Annotated in this window: 15 protein-coding genes; 6 read left to right on the top strand and 9 right to left on the bottom strand. The window is 70.5% G+C overall.

All coding sequences use genetic code 11. From position 1 onward, the window contains the following. Positions 1-156: 156 nt before the first annotated feature. Positions 157-825, top strand: a complete 669-nt coding sequence (locus tag ACFXJ8_RS06145) for a DUF998 domain-containing protein (protein WP_379642724.1) — start codon at positions 157-159, stop codon at positions 823-825. A gap of 38 nt (positions 826-863) precedes the next feature. Here the strand turns inward: ACFXJ8_RS06145 and ACFXJ8_RS06140 are convergent, their stop codons facing one another. Next, a complete protein-coding gene (locus ACFXJ8_RS06140) occupies positions 864-1460 on the bottom strand; it encodes a TetR/AcrR family transcriptional regulator (protein WP_379642723.1) in 597 nt (198 codons plus the stop codon). 132 nt (positions 1461-1592) lie between these two features. Here ACFXJ8_RS06140 and ACFXJ8_RS06135 point away from each other — a divergent pair, with 132 nt between their 5' ends. After that, complete coding sequence (locus ACFXJ8_RS06135; RefSeq protein WP_379642722.1) at positions 1593-2753, top strand: MFS transporter; 1161 nt, start codon at positions 1593-1595, stop codon at positions 2751-2753. Positions 2754-2849: 96 nt separating this feature from the next. On the opposite strand, the gene iolD is transcribed toward ACFXJ8_RS06135, so the two are convergent. Genes iolD through ACFXJ8_RS06100 form a run of 7 tightly spaced genes read right to left on the bottom strand, consistent with a single transcriptional unit; the run spans position 2850 to position 10420 of the window. Beyond that, a complete protein-coding gene (iolD, locus tag ACFXJ8_RS06130) occupies positions 2850-4658 on the bottom strand; it encodes a 3D-(3,5/4)-trihydroxycyclohexane-1,2-dione acylhydrolase (decyclizing) (RefSeq protein ID WP_379642721.1) in 1809 nt (602 codons plus the stop codon). Then, positions 4655-5473 carry a 5-deoxy-glucuronate isomerase gene (iolB, locus tag ACFXJ8_RS06125; RefSeq protein ID WP_379642720.1) on the bottom strand — a complete coding sequence of 273 codons (819 nt, stop codon included), beginning with the start codon at positions 5471-5473 and terminating at the stop codon, positions 4655-4657. The genes iolD and iolB overlap by 4 nt, the downstream gene beginning before the upstream one ends. Continuing rightward, positions 5470-6333, bottom strand: coding sequence for a deoxyribose-phosphate aldolase (locus ACFXJ8_RS06120; RefSeq protein ID WP_379642719.1), 864 nt, complete (start codon positions 6331-6333; stop codon positions 5470-5472). The genes iolB and ACFXJ8_RS06120 overlap by 4 nt, the downstream gene beginning before the upstream one ends. Further along, positions 6326-7252 carry a 5-dehydro-2-deoxygluconokinase gene (iolC, locus tag ACFXJ8_RS06115; protein ID WP_379642718.1) on the bottom strand — a complete coding sequence of 309 codons (927 nt, stop codon included), beginning with the start codon at positions 7250-7252 and terminating at the stop codon, positions 6326-6328. The genes ACFXJ8_RS06120 and iolC overlap by 8 nt, the downstream gene beginning before the upstream one ends. After that, complete coding sequence (locus ACFXJ8_RS06110; RefSeq protein WP_379642717.1) at positions 7249-8100, bottom strand: TIM barrel protein; 852 nt, start codon at positions 8098-8100, stop codon at positions 7249-7251. Before ACFXJ8_RS06110 ends, iolC begins: the two co-directional genes overlap by 4 nt. Further along, a complete protein-coding gene (locus tag ACFXJ8_RS06105) occupies positions 8097-9035 on the bottom strand; it encodes a Gfo/Idh/MocA family oxidoreductase (RefSeq protein ID WP_379642716.1) in 939 nt (312 codons plus the stop codon). Before ACFXJ8_RS06105 ends, ACFXJ8_RS06110 begins: the two co-directional genes overlap by 4 nt. A gap of 38 nt (positions 9036-9073) precedes the next feature. After that, a complete protein-coding gene (locus ACFXJ8_RS06100) occupies positions 9074-10420 on the bottom strand; it encodes a PLP-dependent aminotransferase family protein (RefSeq protein WP_379642715.1) in 1347 nt (448 codons plus the stop codon). A 67-nt stretch (positions 10421-10487) separates the two neighbouring features. Here ACFXJ8_RS06100 and ACFXJ8_RS06095 point away from each other — a divergent pair, with 67 nt between their 5' ends. Further along, positions 10488-11375: a DMT family transporter gene (locus ACFXJ8_RS06095; RefSeq protein ID WP_379642714.1), complete on the top strand. Its 888-nt coding sequence runs from the start codon at positions 10488-10490 to the stop codon at positions 11373-11375. Between the two features lie 243 nt (positions 11376-11618). Next, entirely contained in the window at positions 11619-13271 is a 1653-nt protein-coding gene (locus ACFXJ8_RS06090) for a fumarate hydratase (RefSeq protein WP_379642713.1), read from the top strand. A gap of 144 nt (positions 13272-13415) precedes the next feature. Here the strand turns inward: ACFXJ8_RS06090 and ACFXJ8_RS06085 are convergent, their stop codons facing one another. Further along, positions 13416-13604: a DUF5999 family protein gene (locus ACFXJ8_RS06085; protein ID WP_379642712.1), complete on the bottom strand. Its 189-nt coding sequence runs from the start codon at positions 13602-13604 to the stop codon at positions 13416-13418. Between the two features lie 442 nt (positions 13605-14046). On the opposite strand from ACFXJ8_RS06085, the gene ACFXJ8_RS06080 reads away from it, so the two are divergent. Next, entirely contained in the window at positions 14047-14655 is a 609-nt protein-coding gene (locus ACFXJ8_RS06080; RefSeq protein ID WP_379642711.1) for a superoxide dismutase, read from the top strand. Between the two features lie 70 nt (positions 14656-14725). After that, positions 14726-15820 carry a serine/threonine-protein kinase gene (locus tag ACFXJ8_RS06075; RefSeq protein WP_379642710.1) on the top strand — a complete coding sequence of 365 codons (1095 nt, stop codon included), beginning with the start codon at positions 14726-14728 and terminating at the stop codon, positions 15818-15820. The last annotated feature ends 20 nt before the right edge of the window (positions 15821-15840 follow it).

Raw genomic sequence — 15840 nt, 5'->3', positions numbered from 1 at the left:
TGCTGACAGCCGCTATCAGCACCTGTAGGCCCCTCTCATCAGCACGATCGAGTGCTCGGATCGGAATCCAGCCAGTTTCTTTGAGTCTTCAAGGAATGGGAATCGATCTCCGCTTCCGGTCGTTACACCGGCACCACCCGGGGGAAAGGAGCGGTTGTGGAGGGACCCGCACGTGCAGGGCTGGCCGCGGTGGCGGCGGGCGCCGTCGTCATCGTCGGGCTGGACGTCGCCTACCTGAGCGAGATCAACCCGCTTCGGCGGACGATCAGCGAGCACGGGCTCGGTGACCAGGCCTGGGTCTTCGGGCTCGGAGTGGCGCTGCTGGCCCTCGGCTCCGTGGCGATCGGGGTGTCGCTGCTGCGCCGGCGGCTGGCGGGAGCGCTGGGCCTCGTCGCGCTCCTGGGCTGGAGCCTCGGCCTGCTGGTGGTGGCGTGGTTCCCCAAGCACGACTGGTCGGTGGGGCCGAGCCTGAGCGGCAGCATCCACCGGATGGGCAGCCTGGTCGCATTCCTGTGCCTGCCGTTGGCGGCGATGCTGATCGCGCGGAGCTGGCGCAGGCATCCGCGGGCGGCGCTGGCGGCGTTCGTGCTGGGCGGCGCGTCGCTGCTGTGGGTGGCGGGCATCGCGACGATGATCGCGATCGGCAACGGAAGCGGCATGGCGTGGTGGCAGGTGATGCCGCTCGGGCTGGTCGAGCGAGGGCTGGCGGCCACGGAGGTGGGCGCGCTGCTCGCGCTGGGCGTGTGGGCGGCCTCCAGGGCGGTGTCGAACGGCTCAGCGCCCCTACCGGGAGAGGTCACCACGCGACCCCGAGCCCACCTGTGACCCGACCCGGCTCCTCCGGGGCGGCAGGCGGCGTGGTGTCACCTGGCTTTCAGGCTGTCGATCACGTCCTCGACGTAGCCCCGGAAGATCGCCGCCATGTCGACCTGCTCGGGGTCGATCAGCCACTGCGTCTGCAGGCCGTCCATCATGGCGATCACCCGGTCGGCGTGCGCCTCCGCGTCCAGTTCCGCACGGAGTTCGCCGCTGTCGATCCCCCGCCGCAGCGCGTCCGCCAGCGCCTGCCGTAGCCGCCGGTAACGGGCCAGTGCCCAGGCGTGCCCGGGATGGTCGGCCGTGACCGCCTCCCCGCTGATCACCGAGAAGAGCTGCACCAGCCCCGGAACCCTGGCGTTGTAGTCGACCACGTCGGCCAGCGCGCGCAGCGCCGCCGCCCCACTCGCCTGCTCCAGGTCGAATCGGCGGGTGTCGACCTCGTCGCGATACTCCAGGACGGCGACGAGCAGCAGTTCCTTGCTCTTGAAGTGGTGGAGCAACCCGGCCTGCGTGAGCTCGGCGCGCTCGGCGATCCTGGCGAGGGAGGCCCCGCGGTAGCCGTACTCCGCGAACTCCTGGAGAGCGAGGGCGAGGATCCGTTCGCGCCTCGCCTCGCCTGACGCATATCCCCGTCGACGCACGCGGACACCCTAACAGGGTCACAAAACAGCCAAAAACCTACCGACCACTGAGTAACAGGGATCTAGCGAAGAGCACGGACAGAGGACTAACCTGACGCAGCCTCATGTTTCCCCCCGAGCAGGGAGGTACCCGTGCGTCACCGCCAGGCCAGAATGGCCACGTTCGCGGTCTTCGCCGTCCAGGGTCTGAGCTTCGCGACGCTCCTGACCCAGGTCGCTACCTTGCAGAACAAGCACGGCCTCAGCGAAGGCGATCTGACCCTGCTCCTCCTCGTGGTGCCGGTGCTGGCCGGAGTGGGCAGCGTGACGGCGGGCGCTCTCGCCGCGCGCAAGGGCAGCAGGTGGCTGCTGCGCCTGTCCCAGCCCGCCGTCGCCGTGTCCGTGGTCGCCGCCGGGCTCGCCGCCGACATCCCGCAACTGCTGGCCGCACTGGTCCTGTTCGGGCTGGCCGTCGGCGCGGTCGACGCGGGCATGAACATGCAGGGCGTGGCCGTCGAGCGGATGTACGGCAGAGCGGTGCTCAACGGATTCCACGCCGCGTGGAGCGCGACGAGCCTGGTCGGGGCGCTGTGGGTGGCGCTGGCCAACGCGCTCGGCCTCACGCTGCCCGTGATGACGGCCATCCCGATGGTCGCCGCCGTCGCGGGCTCGCTGCTGGCCGCGCCCCATCTGTGCACGATCGGCGAGGAGAAGGTCCCGGTGGAGGTCAAGGCCGCCTCGGGCCGCGTTCACTGGGGGCCGATCATGCCGCTGTGCCTCGCGATGGGCTTCCTGTACGTCGGCGACGCCGCCGTCTCCAACTTCCACGGCGTCTACATGGAGAACATCCTGCTCGCGAGCGCGAGCGTGGCGCCGCTGGCGTACGGGGCCTACCAGGCGGCCACCCTCCTCGTACGGCTCGGCGGCGACCTCACCGTGCGGCGGTACGGCCCCGCGGCGATCGTGCGCATCGGTGGCGTGATCGCGACGCTCGGGTTCGCCGGAGTGGTGTTCGCGCCTTCCCAGCCGCTGGCGATCGTGGCGTTCGGGTTGACGGGGATGGGGCTCGCGGTGGTGGCGCCGCAGTCGTTCTCGGCGGCCGGACGGCTCGACCCCGCTGGGACGGGGGTGGCGATCGCGCGGGTCAACCTGTTCAACTACGTCGGGTTCATCGTGGGGGCGGCGCTGGTGGGCGGCATCGCCGACTTCTCGGACATGCGGGTGGCGTTCGCGGCGCCGCTGGTGCTGGCGGGGGCGATCGTGGTGCTGGCTCGCGGCTTCGAGCCCCGCGTCCAACCCCAGCCCGCAGCCTGACCCCGATCCCGTTGACGGTCACCTCAGGGAGGCGACGGCTGCGGTCCTTCGGGAGTGCGGGCCGGACCACAGGGCGGGCCGGGGTCAGGGCGTGGGTCAGAGGTAGGGGTGTTGGTGGCGTTTGGCCTCTCGGTAGCGGTCGTGGATCTCGCCGGGTTCGTCGGCGACCGGCACGTCCCACCACGCCCCCGACGGCGGCGCCGATGAGCCCGGCAGCGGCTCCACGTACACCACCGTCGTCCGGGCCGCCTCGCGGGCCTTCACCAGCGCCGCCCGCAGCGACTCCCGGTCGTCGGCCCTGAGCACGTCCGCTCCCAGGCTGGCCGCGTTGGCCGCCAGGTCGACCGGCAGGTAGGCCCCGTCGAGCTGCCCCGAAGGCCCCCGCATCCGGTAGGAGGTGCCGAGCCGCCTGGCCCCGACGGACTCCGACAGGTTGCCGATGGAGGCGAAGCCGTGGTTGTCCACGAGGACGATGACCAGCTTCACCTCCTCCTGGACGGCGGTCGCGATCTCCTGCGCCATCATCAGGTACGAACCATCACCGACCAGGACGAACACCTCGCGCGCCGGTGCCGCCAGCTTCACCCCGAGCCCGCCCGCGATCTCGTAGCCCATGCAGGAGTAGCCGTACTCGACGTGGTAGCCCTTGACGTCGCGCGGTTTCCACAGCCTGTGGAGGTCGCCGGGCATCGAGCCCGCCGCGTTCACGACCACGTCGGTCGGATGCATCGCCGACCACAGCTCCTCCAGCACCGCCTCCTGGGTGAGCGCGGCGTCGGCGCTGATCGACGACCACCAGGCCGCGGCCAGCGCGCCCGCCCTGGCGCTCCACCCGGGGTCGGCCCGCCAGCCCGGCACGGCCAGCGATTCGAGCGCGGAGCGGGCGTCGGCGACGAGCATGACCGCGCCGTTCTTGGCCGCGTCGAAGGCCGTCACGTTGATGTTGAGGAAGCGGGCCCCGCCGAACAGCGTTCGTGAGGCGGTGGTGAAGTCGGTGTATCTGGTGCCGACGCCGATGACCAGGTCGGCCGTGCGGGCCAGCTCGTTGGCGGCAGCCGTACCGGTGTGACCGATGGCGCCGACGGCCAGCGGCGAGTCCCACGGCATCGCGCCCTTGCCCGCCTGTGTCTCGGCGACGGGCACGCCATGGGCGGCGGCGAAGTCGCGCAGCGCGTCGGTCGCGCCGCTGTAGATCACGCCGCCGCCCGCGACGATGAGCGGCCGCGAGGAGGAGCGCAGCAGCTCGATCGCGCGGGACAGCGCGGCGAGTTCGGGCTCGGGGCGGGCCACGTGCCAGACGCGCCGCTCGAACAGCGCGGCGGGCCAGTCGTGGGCCTCGGCCTGCACGTCCTGGGGCAGCGCGAGCGTGACCGCGCCGGTCTCGGCGGGGTCGGTGAGCACGCGCATGGCCTGCATGAGCGCGGAGGGAAGCTGCTCGGGCCGGTTGATCCGGTCGAAGTAGCGCGAGACCGGCTTGAATGCGTCGTTCACGCTGACGTCGAGGGAGCGCGGGTCCTCCAGCTCCTGGAGCACCGGGTTGGCGACCCTGGTGGCGAAGATGTCGCCGGGCAGCAGCAGCACGGGGATGCGGTTGATGGTGGCCAGCGCCGCGCCCGTGACCATGTTCGTCGCGCCTGGGCCGATCGAGGAGGTGCACGCGAACGTGGACATCCGATCCCGCATCCTGGCAAACCCGACGGCGGTGTGGACCATCGCCTGCTCGTTGCGGGCCAGGTAGTACGGCATCTGGGCGGCCTGCGTGGCCAGCGCCTGGCCGATCCCGGCCACGTTGCCGTGGCCGAAGATCCCGAAACAGCCCTCGATGAGCCGGTGTTCCACGCCGTCGCGCTCGGAGTACTGCTGGGCGAGGAAGCGGACCAGCGCCTGGGCCACCGTGAGTCTCATCGGTTCCTCCCGAAGGGCAGCCTGGGGTCGACCTGCTGCTGCTCCCAGGTGCCGCGGATCCAGGCGTGGCGGGGGTCGTCGCAGAAGGCCATCGAACGCTCCTGCGCGGGCCCGGCCAGCACGTTGAGGTAGTAGAGGTCGTAGCCGGGCGGCGCCATCGAGGGGCCGTGGTAACCGCGCGGCACCAGCACCACGTCGCCCGACGACACCTCGGCCAGCACCTCGTGGGCGCCGTAGACGCGCTGGTAGCCGGGGCCGCCCTCGAAGTAGTAGATCTCCTCCAGCACCGCCTCGCGCTCGGAGGCGGTGTCGTGCTTGTGCGGGGGGTAGGACGACCAGTTGCCCGCGGGCGTGAGCACCTCGACGGAGACGAGCTTGTCGCAGTCGAAGGCGTCGGGCGCGCAGAAGTTGTTGACCTGGCGGGAGGCCGCTCCCGCGCCGCGGATCTCGACCGGCACCTTCTCCGCCGGGCCGTACCTGACGGGAAAGCGCCTGGTGGCGACCGCGGACGGCAGCGCGAACCGGCCCTCGCCGCGGACCCTGACCTCGGCGTTGATGGGCAGGTAGGCGAAGTCGGTGACCGACTCGAAGACCGAGCGGCGGCCCTGGAGCGCCAGCCGTACGCCGTCGGCCTCCACCATGCACGAACCGGACAGCGGCAGCACCAGCATCTCCTCCGAACCCGTGCGGAAGGAGACGGTCTCCCCCGACAGGTTCAGCGTGCGCAGCCCGGAGTAGGTCCACCCGGCGCTCTCGGGAGTGATCTCCAGTGCCCACGGCGAGCGGGCGGTGCTGCCTGCCGGGATGAACGTCATGTGACCTCCAGCATCGCGACGGCGGTGTCGACGGCGGCGGCCACGTCGTCGTCGGGCGGGTAGAGCAGGGCGCGGCCGACCACGAGCCCGCGCACGCCGGGCAGGCGCAGGGCCTTGCGCCAGGCGGCGTAGGCCAGGTCGGGGGTGTCGCCGGGGTCGCCGCCGAGCAGCAGCGTCGGCAGCGTGGTCGCCCGCATGACGCGCTCCATGTCCTCGACGACGGGGATCTTCAGCCAGGTGCGGGCCGAGGTGGTGCCGAGCGCCTGGCCGACGTTGATCGCCCTGATGACGCCCTCGGGGGTCAGGTCGTGGCCGGAGCGCCGCGACCAGAACGGCTCGACCATGGCGACCAGTCCTTCCCCTGCCAGCTCGCTGACCGCCTGGGAGCAGGCCGACAGCGTGGCCGCGGTGCCTGGCTCGTCGAGGGCGATCCTGCACAGCATCTTGCCGCCGTCGAGCCGCATGCGCACGATCGCGGCCGTGTCGTAGGCGGTGAATCTGTCGTCGAACTCGAACACCGCGCCCTGGATGCCGCCGCGGTTCATCGAGCCGATGACCACCTTGTCGTCGAGTTCGCCGAGCAGCAGCAGGTCCTCGATGATGTCGGGGGTGGCCAGCAGGCCGTCCACGCCGGGCCTGGCCAGCGCGGTGCGCAGCCGGTCGAGCAGCTCGACGCGGCTGCCCATGGCCAGCGGCCGGCCGCCGACGGCGAGCGCGCCGCGCGCCGGATGGTCGGCCGCGATGATCATGAGCTGGTCGCGCTCGCCGAGCAGCGGCCTGCGCCTGCGCACCGCCGCCGCCTGCGCGACCCGTTCGGGGTGGCGGGCCCTGATCTCCTGGATCTGCCGGTAGTCACCCATGCGCGAGCACCTCCTCGACGGTGGGCATCGCGGGGGCGCAGGCCAGCCGTCCCGCCACGATCGCGCCCGCGGTGTTGGCGAAGCGCAGCATCCGCTCCAGCGGCCAGCCCGCCAGCAGTCCGTGGCACAGCGCGCCGCCGAAGGCGTCGCCCGCGCCGAGCCCGTTGACGACCTCGACCTCGACCGGCGGGACCTCGACGCTCTCCGCGGCGCTCATCCCGACCACGCCCGCGCTCCCCCGCTTGATCACCGCGAGCTCGACTCCTGCCTCCAGCAGGATCCGGCCCGCCTTGTACGGCTCCCGCGTCCCGGTGGCCACCTCGACCTCGTCCACGTTGCCCACGGCGACGGTGACGTGCCCGAGCGCCCTGCGCACCTGGTGCATGGCGTCCTGGGCCGAGCCCCAGAACATCGGCCGGTAGTCGAGGTCTAGCACCGTGTGCGTGGTGCGGCCCCGCGCCCGCCAGGCGGCGAAGTGGGCGGCTCGCGAAGGCTCCTCCGACAGCCCCGTGACCGTCGACCAGAACAACCTGGCCGTCCTGACCGCGTCGAGCGGCAGCTCCTCCGGGTGGATCACCAGGTCGGGAGCCTTGGGATAGCGGTAGAAGTACAGCGGGAAGTCTTCCGGCGGCCGGATCTCGCAGAATGTCACGGGGGTCGGCAGGCCCTCCACCTCCGTCACGAACGAGTCGTCCACGCCGTAGGAGCGCAGCGCGTCGTGGACGAAGGCGCCGAACGGGTCGGCGCCCGTCCTGGTGATGACCGCCGCGCGCTCGCCGAGCCTCGAGGCGGCCACCGCGACGTTGGTCGGCGAGCCGCCCAGGTACTTGCCGAACGTCTCGACCTCGCGCAGCGACACCCCGACCTGAAGGGGGTAGACATCGACCCCGACGCGTCCCATCGTCAGGACGTCGATCATGCGAGGCCGTCCAGGTAGGCGATGCTCTGCCTGACCCAGCGCTGCGGGTCGTCGGCGTCGCTCGACAGGACCACGTCCTGCTCCATGACGTACCAGCCGTCGTAGCCGGTCTTGTCCAGCGTCGCCACGATGGCGGCGATGTCGACGTCGCCCTGCCCGAGCGGCCGGTAGACGCCGGCCTTCACCGCCTCGGTGTAGGTGAGGCCGCCCTCGCCGACCCGCTCCGCGATCGCGGCGTCGACGTCCTTGAGGTGGACGTGCGCGATCCTGCCGGGGTCTCTCCTGGTCAGCTCCAGCGGGTCGGTGCCGCCGATCAGCAGGTGCCCGGTGTCCAGGCACAGCGGTACGGCCGAGCCGTCCACCACCCGCTCCACCTCCTCCCGCGTCTCGACTATGGTGCCGACGTGCGGGTGGAGGGTGACCGTACGGCCGAACTCGCGCGCCTCGGCGGTGATCCGGTCGAGGTTGTCCAGCAGCGTCTTCCACCCCGCGGCGTCGAGCTCGGGGCGCTGGTCGTAGCCGTCGCCCCCGCTGTCGGCGGCCAGCACCATGACCTCGACGTCGCCCTCGGCGAAGTCGCGCATGCGGGCCCGTATCCCCGGCAGCGGGTCGTGTCCCTGGTCGTGCAGCACGCACGGCAGGAACCCGCCGACGGCGCGCAGGCCGTACTCCTCCAGCAGTGCCTTCCTGTGCGTGGGCGAGGGCGGCAGGAAGCCGTCGGGGCCGAGCTCGGTGGCGGTCAGGCCGAGTGCGCGCATCTCGGCGAGCACCCGCTCGCGTTCCAGCTGATGACCCCAGTCCGGCACCTCGCACACGCCCCACGAGATCGGCGCTCCAGCGATCTTCATGTGCTGACCTCCTCGACAGCGACGACGCGGCCTTCCCTGCGCGACTTCTCCGCGGCTTCCGCGATGTAGAGAGCGGCGAGCGCGTCCTCGATGGTGCACGGGCTCGTCCTGCTGGTGAGGAAGCCGTCGATCTCCGCCACGTAGGCCGCGCGGAAGCGGGTGACGAAGTCGGGCCACGGCTCGCCGGGCGGCTGCAGCCCCTCGGCGCTGGTCAGCGGGGCCCGCGGGTCCAGGCCGACGACCTGGGTACGGCGGGTGCCGGCCAGCTCCATCCGCACGTCGTAGCCCGCGCCGTTGTACCTGGAACCCTGGAGGGTGACCAGGGTGCCGTCGTCGAGCGTGAGCAGGGCCGCGCTGGTGTCCACGTCGCCCGCCTCCTTGAAGAAGTCGGCGCCCCTGTTGGCGCCCGTGGCGTAGACGCTCGCCACCTCCCTACCCGTCACCCAGCGCAGGATGTCGAAGTCGTGAATGTGGCAATCCCGGTAGATGCCCCCTGACATGGGGATGTACTCGGCGGGCGGGGGTGAGGGGTCGGCGGTCAGCAGGTGGATCCTGTGCAGGTCGCCGAGCTCTCCCGCGCGCAGCGCGGCGGCCGCCGCGACGTAGCCGGGGTCGAAGCGGCGCTGGAAACCGATCTGCACCCTGTTGCCCGCGCTCGCCTCCAGCACCTTCAGCGTCTCGTCGACCGTGGGTGCGACCGGTTTCTCGCAGAAGACCGGGATCCCGAGGCGGCACGCCTTGATCAACAGGTCGGCGTGGGTGCTGGTGGGCGTGGCGATGACCAGCGCGTCGGCCTCGAACGGGTCGCCCTCCCTGCCGTAGGGGGAGCTGCGCACCGGATCCCACACGATCAGGTCGTCCACCAGCGGATGCGCGGCCAGGGTTTCAGCATGAAAAGCCCCAATCCTGCCTAAACCCAGCAGACCGACACGCATGACGCCTCCAAGGGAGTCGGGGATCTCTTTCTAACCTTCTATCCCATTCTTTGTCCAGACATTCTTACCTTTAGCCGTCTTACCACTTCAGAGGCCCTGTGGGCGGGCAACCGGGCGAACCCGACCACGACCGCGGGCGGCCCCTGCGCGAAGCGCATCGGCCCCACCGGCTCCGCCGACAGCCCCTCGGCCTCGGCCGCGGCCGCCACCGCCCGCTCGTCCCACGACCGCGGCAGGTCGAGGTAGGCGTGCAGGCCCGCCTCGATCCCGCGCACGCTCACCTCGGGCAGGTGTTCGGCCAGCGCCCTGACCAGCGCGTCGCGGCGCCTCCTGTACTCCCTGCGCATCCGGCGCAGGTTGCGGTCGTAGCCGCCCGAGCGCAGGAAGTGGGCCAGCGCGTACTGCTCGATGACGGGAGAGCCGAGGTCGAACTCGCCCCTGGCCCGCCGTACGGCGTCGGCCAGGTCAGGGGGCGCGGCCAGCCAGCCGAGCCGCAGCCCGGGTGCCAGCGACTTGCTGACGCTGCCCGACAGGATCACCCGGTCGGGCGCCAGGCCCTGCAGGCAGCCGACGGGATCGCGATCGAACCTGAACTCGGCGTCGTAGTCGTCCTCCAGCACCAGGCCGCCCCACTCCATCAGCGCCGCCCTGCGGGCGGGCGAGAGCACCACGCCCGTCGGGTACTGGTGCGCGGGGGTGACGAGCACGGCCTCCACACCGTCCAGCCTGCTGACGTCGAGGCCCTCCTCGTCGACGGGTACCGGCACCAGTTCGGCGCCCGTCCTCCTGAGCAGCGGGACCTGCCGGTGGCTCGTCGGGTCCTCGACGCCGAGCCTGGGGCCGTTCAGCACGTGCAGCAGCAGGCTCAACCCCTGGGCCACCCCGCCGACGATCACCAGGTTGTCGGGGCTGACGTCGGCGGCGCGCACCCGCTTGAGGTAGCTCGCCAGCTCCTCGCGCAGCTCGATGACACCGCCGGGGTCGCAGTAGTCGAAGGCGTCGCCCGGCATCGTGGTCAGCACGTGCTTGAGCGCGGCCAGCCAGCGTTCGCGGGGGAAGCCGCTCAGGTCGGGCGAGGTGGCCCGGCGCCCGTGGTAGGGGGCGCACTCGCGGGCATCGACCGGCTCGGGCTCCCTGCGGGCCATCGGCGCGACCACGGTGCCCGCGCCGACCCTGGCCAGCAGGAAGCCCTCGGCGACAAGCTGCTCGTAGGCCTCGACCACCACGCCCCTGGAGACGTTGAGATCGCCCGCCAGCTCCCTGCTGGCGGGCAGCCTGGTGCCGGGTTCGAGCCTGCCCTGCCTGATCGAGTCGCGAAGGTTCCCCGCGATCTGCCCGGCGAGCGCCCCTAGATCACGATTTATCGGGATATGGAGGTCGGCCAATTGGTCCCCTCATTTGCCGCATCATTGGACTGTCTGGGCGAACCATTCGATTCCTAGCATGCCGTACATGAGAAACGGCGTCATCGGGGCGGCCACCGCCATGTTCCTCGTCGGCACCCTCGCGGGGGTCTCGGGGCTGATCCAGAACTATCCGGTGTACGGCGGGCAGGCCGTCCGCTACCTGGCCGCGGCGGTCATCCTGCTCCTGGTCACGCGCCTGGCCGGCCACCGCTTCGTCAGGCTCACCGCACGCGAGACGCTGCTGCTCGCCGGGCTGTCGGTCTTCGGCCTGGTCATCTTCAACGTGTGCGTCATCGAGGCCACCAGGCACGCGGGCCCGGCCCTTCCCGGCACGGTGCTGGGCACCGTCCCGCTGGTGCTGGCCCTGCTGGGCGGGCGGCCCGCGCCGAGGCTGCTGGCCGGGGCCGGATTCGTGGTGGCCGGCGCCGTCCTGGCCGCCGGTCTCGGCAGCGGCGACCTGCCCGGCCTGCTGTGGTCCCTGGGCGCGCTCGTCGGGGAGGTCAGCTTCTCCATGCTGGCCATCCCCCTGCTGCCCAAGCTCGGCGCGATGCGGGTCTCGGCCTACTCGACGGCCCTGGCCGTACCCCTGCTGGTCGTGATCGGGCTGGCGGTGGAGGGCTCCGGAATGCTGCGCGTCCCCACCCTGGCCGAGGGGCTCGGCTTCGCCTACCTCGCGGTGGTGGTGACGACTATCGCCTTCTTCCTGTGGTACTCCTCGCTGCCCAAGCTCGGTCCCGGTACGGCCGGCCTGTTCGCGGGGCTGATCCCGGTCGGCGCGATCGTCACGGGGCTCGCGCTCGGCGTCGCCGTGCCGAGCGCGCCCGACCTGCTGGGCGCGGCGCTGGTCATCGCCGGTATCGTCGTCGGCCTCAGTGGTGGCGCCAGACCCGCCGATGTGGATGGTGTTCCCCTACCTGCCACTGGCCGCTCTTGATGCCCGACAAGACGATGAGGACGACGGCCAGGCCGAGCAGGCCCACGACGAGGAGCGCGAATCCGATCATGAAGAAGATGGGCAGTTCCATGACGTCCCTCCTCCCCTAAACGTTCGGCCGATCCGCCCCACAGGGACACCTCTGTGGCCCCATGAATCGGAAAAATCGCCCGGTTCGTCCCGCGGTTCTTTCTGGCGTACGCCAAGCCGTACCCTCTAGGAGGACCGAAAGGATCGAGGGACATGCCCCAGTTCGACTACACCGACCTGCTTCCGCTAGGCGCCGACGACACCGAGTATCGGCTGATCACCAGCGAGGGGGTGCGGAAGGTCGAGGCTGCGGGACGCAGCTTCCTGGAGGTCGACCCGGAGGCGTTGCGGCTGCTCACCGAGACGGCCGTCCACGACATCTCCCACTTTCTACGCGCCAGTCACCTGGCCCAGCTGCGGAAGATCGTCGATGACCCCGAGTCGAGCGGCAACGACCGGTTCGTCGCGCTCGACCTGCTCAAGAACGCCTCCATCTCCGCCGGAGGCGTGCTGCCCATGTGCCAGGACACCGGCACGGCGATCGTCATGGGCAAGCGGGGCCGCCACGTGCTGACCGACGGCCGCGACGCCGAGGCGATCTCGCGCGGCGTCTACGACGCCTACACCAAGCTCAACCTGCGCTACTCGCAGATGGCTCCGCTCACCATGTGGGAGGAGAAGAACACCGGCGACAACCTGCCCGCCCAGATCGAGCTGTACGCCGAGGACCCCCACGGGCACGCCGACGAGTACAAGCTGCTGTTCATGGCCAAGGGCGGCGGCTCGGCCAACAAGTCGTTCCTCTACCAGGAGACCAAGGCGGTCCTGAACGAGAAGCGCATGCTGGCCTTCCTCGAGGAGAAGATCCGCTCGCTCGGCACCGCGGCGTGCCCGCCGTACCATCTCGCGGTGGTCATCGGCGGCACCAGCGCCGAGTACGCGCTGAAGACCGCCAAGTACGCCAGCGCCCGCTACCTCGACTCGATCCCGACCGAGGGTTCGGCCTCCGGCCACGGCTTCCGTGACCTGGAGATGGAGCAGAAGGTGTTCGAGCTGACGCAGAAGCTCGGCATCGGCGCCCAGTTCGGCGGCAAGTACTTCTGCCACGACGTGCGCGTCATCCGCCTGCCGCGGCACGGCGCGTCCTGCCCCGTGGCGATCGCCGTCTCCTGCTCGGCCGACAGGCAGGCGCTGGCCAAGATCACGCCTGAGGGCGTCTTCCTGGAGAAGCTGGAGACCGACCCCGCGCGCTTCCTGCCGGAGACGACCGACGAGCACCTGTCCGACGACGTGGTGAAGGTCGACCTCAACCGCCCGATGCGGGAGATCCTCGCCGAGCTGACCAGGTACCCGGTCAAGACGCGCCTGTCGCTCTCCGGGCCGCTGGTGGTGGCCCGCGACATCGCCCACGCCAAGATCGCCGAGCTGCTCGACGGCGGCGGCCGGATGCCCGACTACCTGAAGGACCACGCCGTCTACTACGCGGGCCCCGCCAAGACCCCGACGGGCTACGCGTCGGGCTCCTTCGGGCCGACGACCGCCGGGCGCATGGACTCCTACGTCGAGCGCTTCCAGGCCGAGGGCGGATCCATGGTCATGCTGGCCAAGGGCAACAGGTCCAAGCAGGTCACCGAGGCGTGCCAGAAGTACGGCGGCTTCTATCTCGGTTCCATCGGCGGGCCTGCCGCGCGGCTGGCGCAGGACTGCATCAGGAAGGTCGAGGTCCTGGAGTATCCCGAGCTGGGCATGGAAGCGGTGTGGAAGATCGAGGTGGAGGACTTCCCCGCGTTCATCGTCGTCGACGACAAGGGTGACGACTTCTTCACCGATCGGACAGGGCCCGTGCTGTCCATCGGGCGGCGCTGACTCGTCTGGTCGAGGGGGCCGGCACCTTCCGCGGGTGCCGGCTCACCGAGGTGGGTCGGTGAGGGGCGCGTACCTTCTACGGTGACGCGCGGCCTGCTCACCGAGGTGTGGTCGGTCTCGGACGACCGCACCTTCGTCGGTGAGTCAGGCGGCGACCAGGCCGCGGTGGGGGGCGACGACGGAGCCGTCGGGCAGCAGCAGACCGGTGTCCTCGAACAGGACCACACCGTTGCACAGCAGGCTCCAGCCCTGGTCGGGATGGGACGCGATCACGTGCGACGCCTCACGGTCGGCCGCGTCGGCGGCGGGGCAAGCGGGTCGGTGACTGCACATCATGCACCTCTCAGATGACTCTCCTGGGTTATTCATGTGGTGGGCCTCGTCGCCCTGGAGGGCTCCCTTCGCGCTGGAGATCGTGTGTTTCCCACTCCAACGCTGCCGGATGCCTTCGTGGTTCCGCTGAACCTCTCTACCTTCATGATGACGGTCGCCACCGACAGATTCGATGGATTTTGTGGCAGATCGGTTCATGGATTCAGGGTGCGTCGAGGCGCTGACATCCAGCTTGCAATCCGCTGACCGCGAAGGCGTCAAGCCCGTGCGCGTGCGGCGGGCGGGGTGGACCCGCCCGCCGCACACAGGACCAAACTGACACTGCCATTCTGAGGTAGTTGCGAGAAGTTCGCAACAAGGTGGAGTCCTAAGCCTATGGTCTGATGCAGATGCGAACTCCTTGCAATAGTGTCGAGAGGCATTGATCACTTGGAGGTGGATCATGGGTGCCTACACCCTTCCTGACATGCCCTACGACTACGCGGCGCTCGAGCCCGCGATCACCGGCGAGATCCTCGAACTGCACCACGCCAAGCACCACGCCGCCTACGTCAAGGGCGCCAACGACACTCTTGAGCAGTTGGCCGAGGCTCGCGACAAGGAGCAGTTCGGCGGTCTCGTCGGCCTGGAGAAGACGTTCGCCTTCCACCTCTCCGGCCACGTGCTCCACTCGATCTTCTGGGAGAACCTGTCCCCCGACGGCGGCGACCGCCCCGACGGCGCGCTGCGCGACGCGATCGACGAGCACTTCGGCACCTTCGAGGCCTTCCAGAAGCAGCTGACCGCCGCCACCAGCGGCGTGCAGGGCTCGGGGTGGGGCGTGCTGGCCTACGAGCCGCTCGGCGGGCGCCTGGTGGTCGAGCAGGTCTACGACCACCACGGCAACGTCGGCATGAACACCACGCCGCTGCTGGTCTTCGACGCCTGGGAGCACGCGTACTACCTCCAGTACCGCAACGTGCGCCCCGACTATGTGGAGAAGCTCTGGGGCCTGGTGAACTGGAACGATGTCGCCAAGAGGTTTGCTGACGTGACGAGTCAGGCGGGTTGACCGAAGTTCGCAACTTTTTATCGGCCCGGCCTCTACTGGTCGGTTTCCGCAAATAGGTAAGCTGCCTGCCATGCGTGCGCCGTCCGGTTACCTCCTAGCCGCGCGCTATCGGCTCATGGAGCCGGTCGGCCGCGGCGGTATGGGCACGGTTTGGCGAGCGCACGATGAGTTGCTCGACCGTTACGTAGCGGTCAAGGAGGTGCGCCTGCCCACGGTCCTCGACGAGGAGCTGAGGGCCGAGCTCTGCGCGCGCACCGAACGCGAGGGCAGGGCCACGGCGATGGTCGCCCATCCTTCGGTGATCACCGTCTTCGACGTCGTCACCGAGGACGAACGTCCCTGGATCGTGATGGAGCTGCTCCAGGCCAGGTCCCTGGAGCAGCTCATCATGGAGGAGGGGCCGCTGCCGCCGCGCAGGGCCGCCGAGATCGGCAGGCAGGTGCTCGGCGCGCTGCGGGCCGTCCATGCCAAGGGCATCCTCCACCGCGACGTCAAGCCCAGCAACGTGCTGGTCACCGACGACAGGGCGGTGCTCACCGACTTCGGCCTGGCCGCCATGGAGGGCGACGCCTCCATCACGCAGGCGGGCATTGTGCTCGGCTCGGCCGGATACATCGCGCCCGAGCGGGTGCTCGGCGCCAAGGCCAGCCCCGCCGCGGACCTGTGGTCGCTCGGCGCGACCCTCTACACCGCCGTCGAGGGCAGGGGCCTGCACGGCAGGCGTACGGCGGCCGCCGCCCTGGCCGCGCTCACCAGCGGCGAGCCCATCCCCATGCTCAAGGCCGGGCCGCTCGCGCCCGTGCTCGACGCCCTGCTCAGGATCGACCCGGCCACCAGGCTCGACTCGGTGCGCGCCTCGCTCATGCTGGCGCGGGTCGCGGCCGGAGGGGCGGCGGAAGACCCGCTGGCCACCAGGACCGGCAGGATCCCGCGCCCCGGCCCGGCGCGCAGGCCCACCCACCGCGGCCTGCACCGGGCGGAGACGACCGCGCCGACCCCCGTGGTCCCGCTCCCCCGGGCGCATCGCAGGCCTGGCGAGGGCGTCCACAGGAAGGTCGTCGAGCAGCGCCCCACCCCCAGCGCCTACGCCCGATTTATGGCCACAGTGATAAAGTTGTTCCTCCCTCGACGCTTTTGGCCGCGTGAACTTCGCAAGCGTGGTTAAAGCGTTCTCCAAGCGAGAAT

This window comes from Nonomuraea sp. NPDC059194 (assembly GCF_042754765.1).
In the GTDB taxonomy this organism is placed as follows: Bacteria; Actinomycetota; Actinomycetes; order Streptosporangiales; family Streptosporangiaceae; genus Nonomuraea.
Note: the sequence above shows the minus strand (reverse complement) of the source record. Positions and strands in the feature narration are given on the sequence as shown.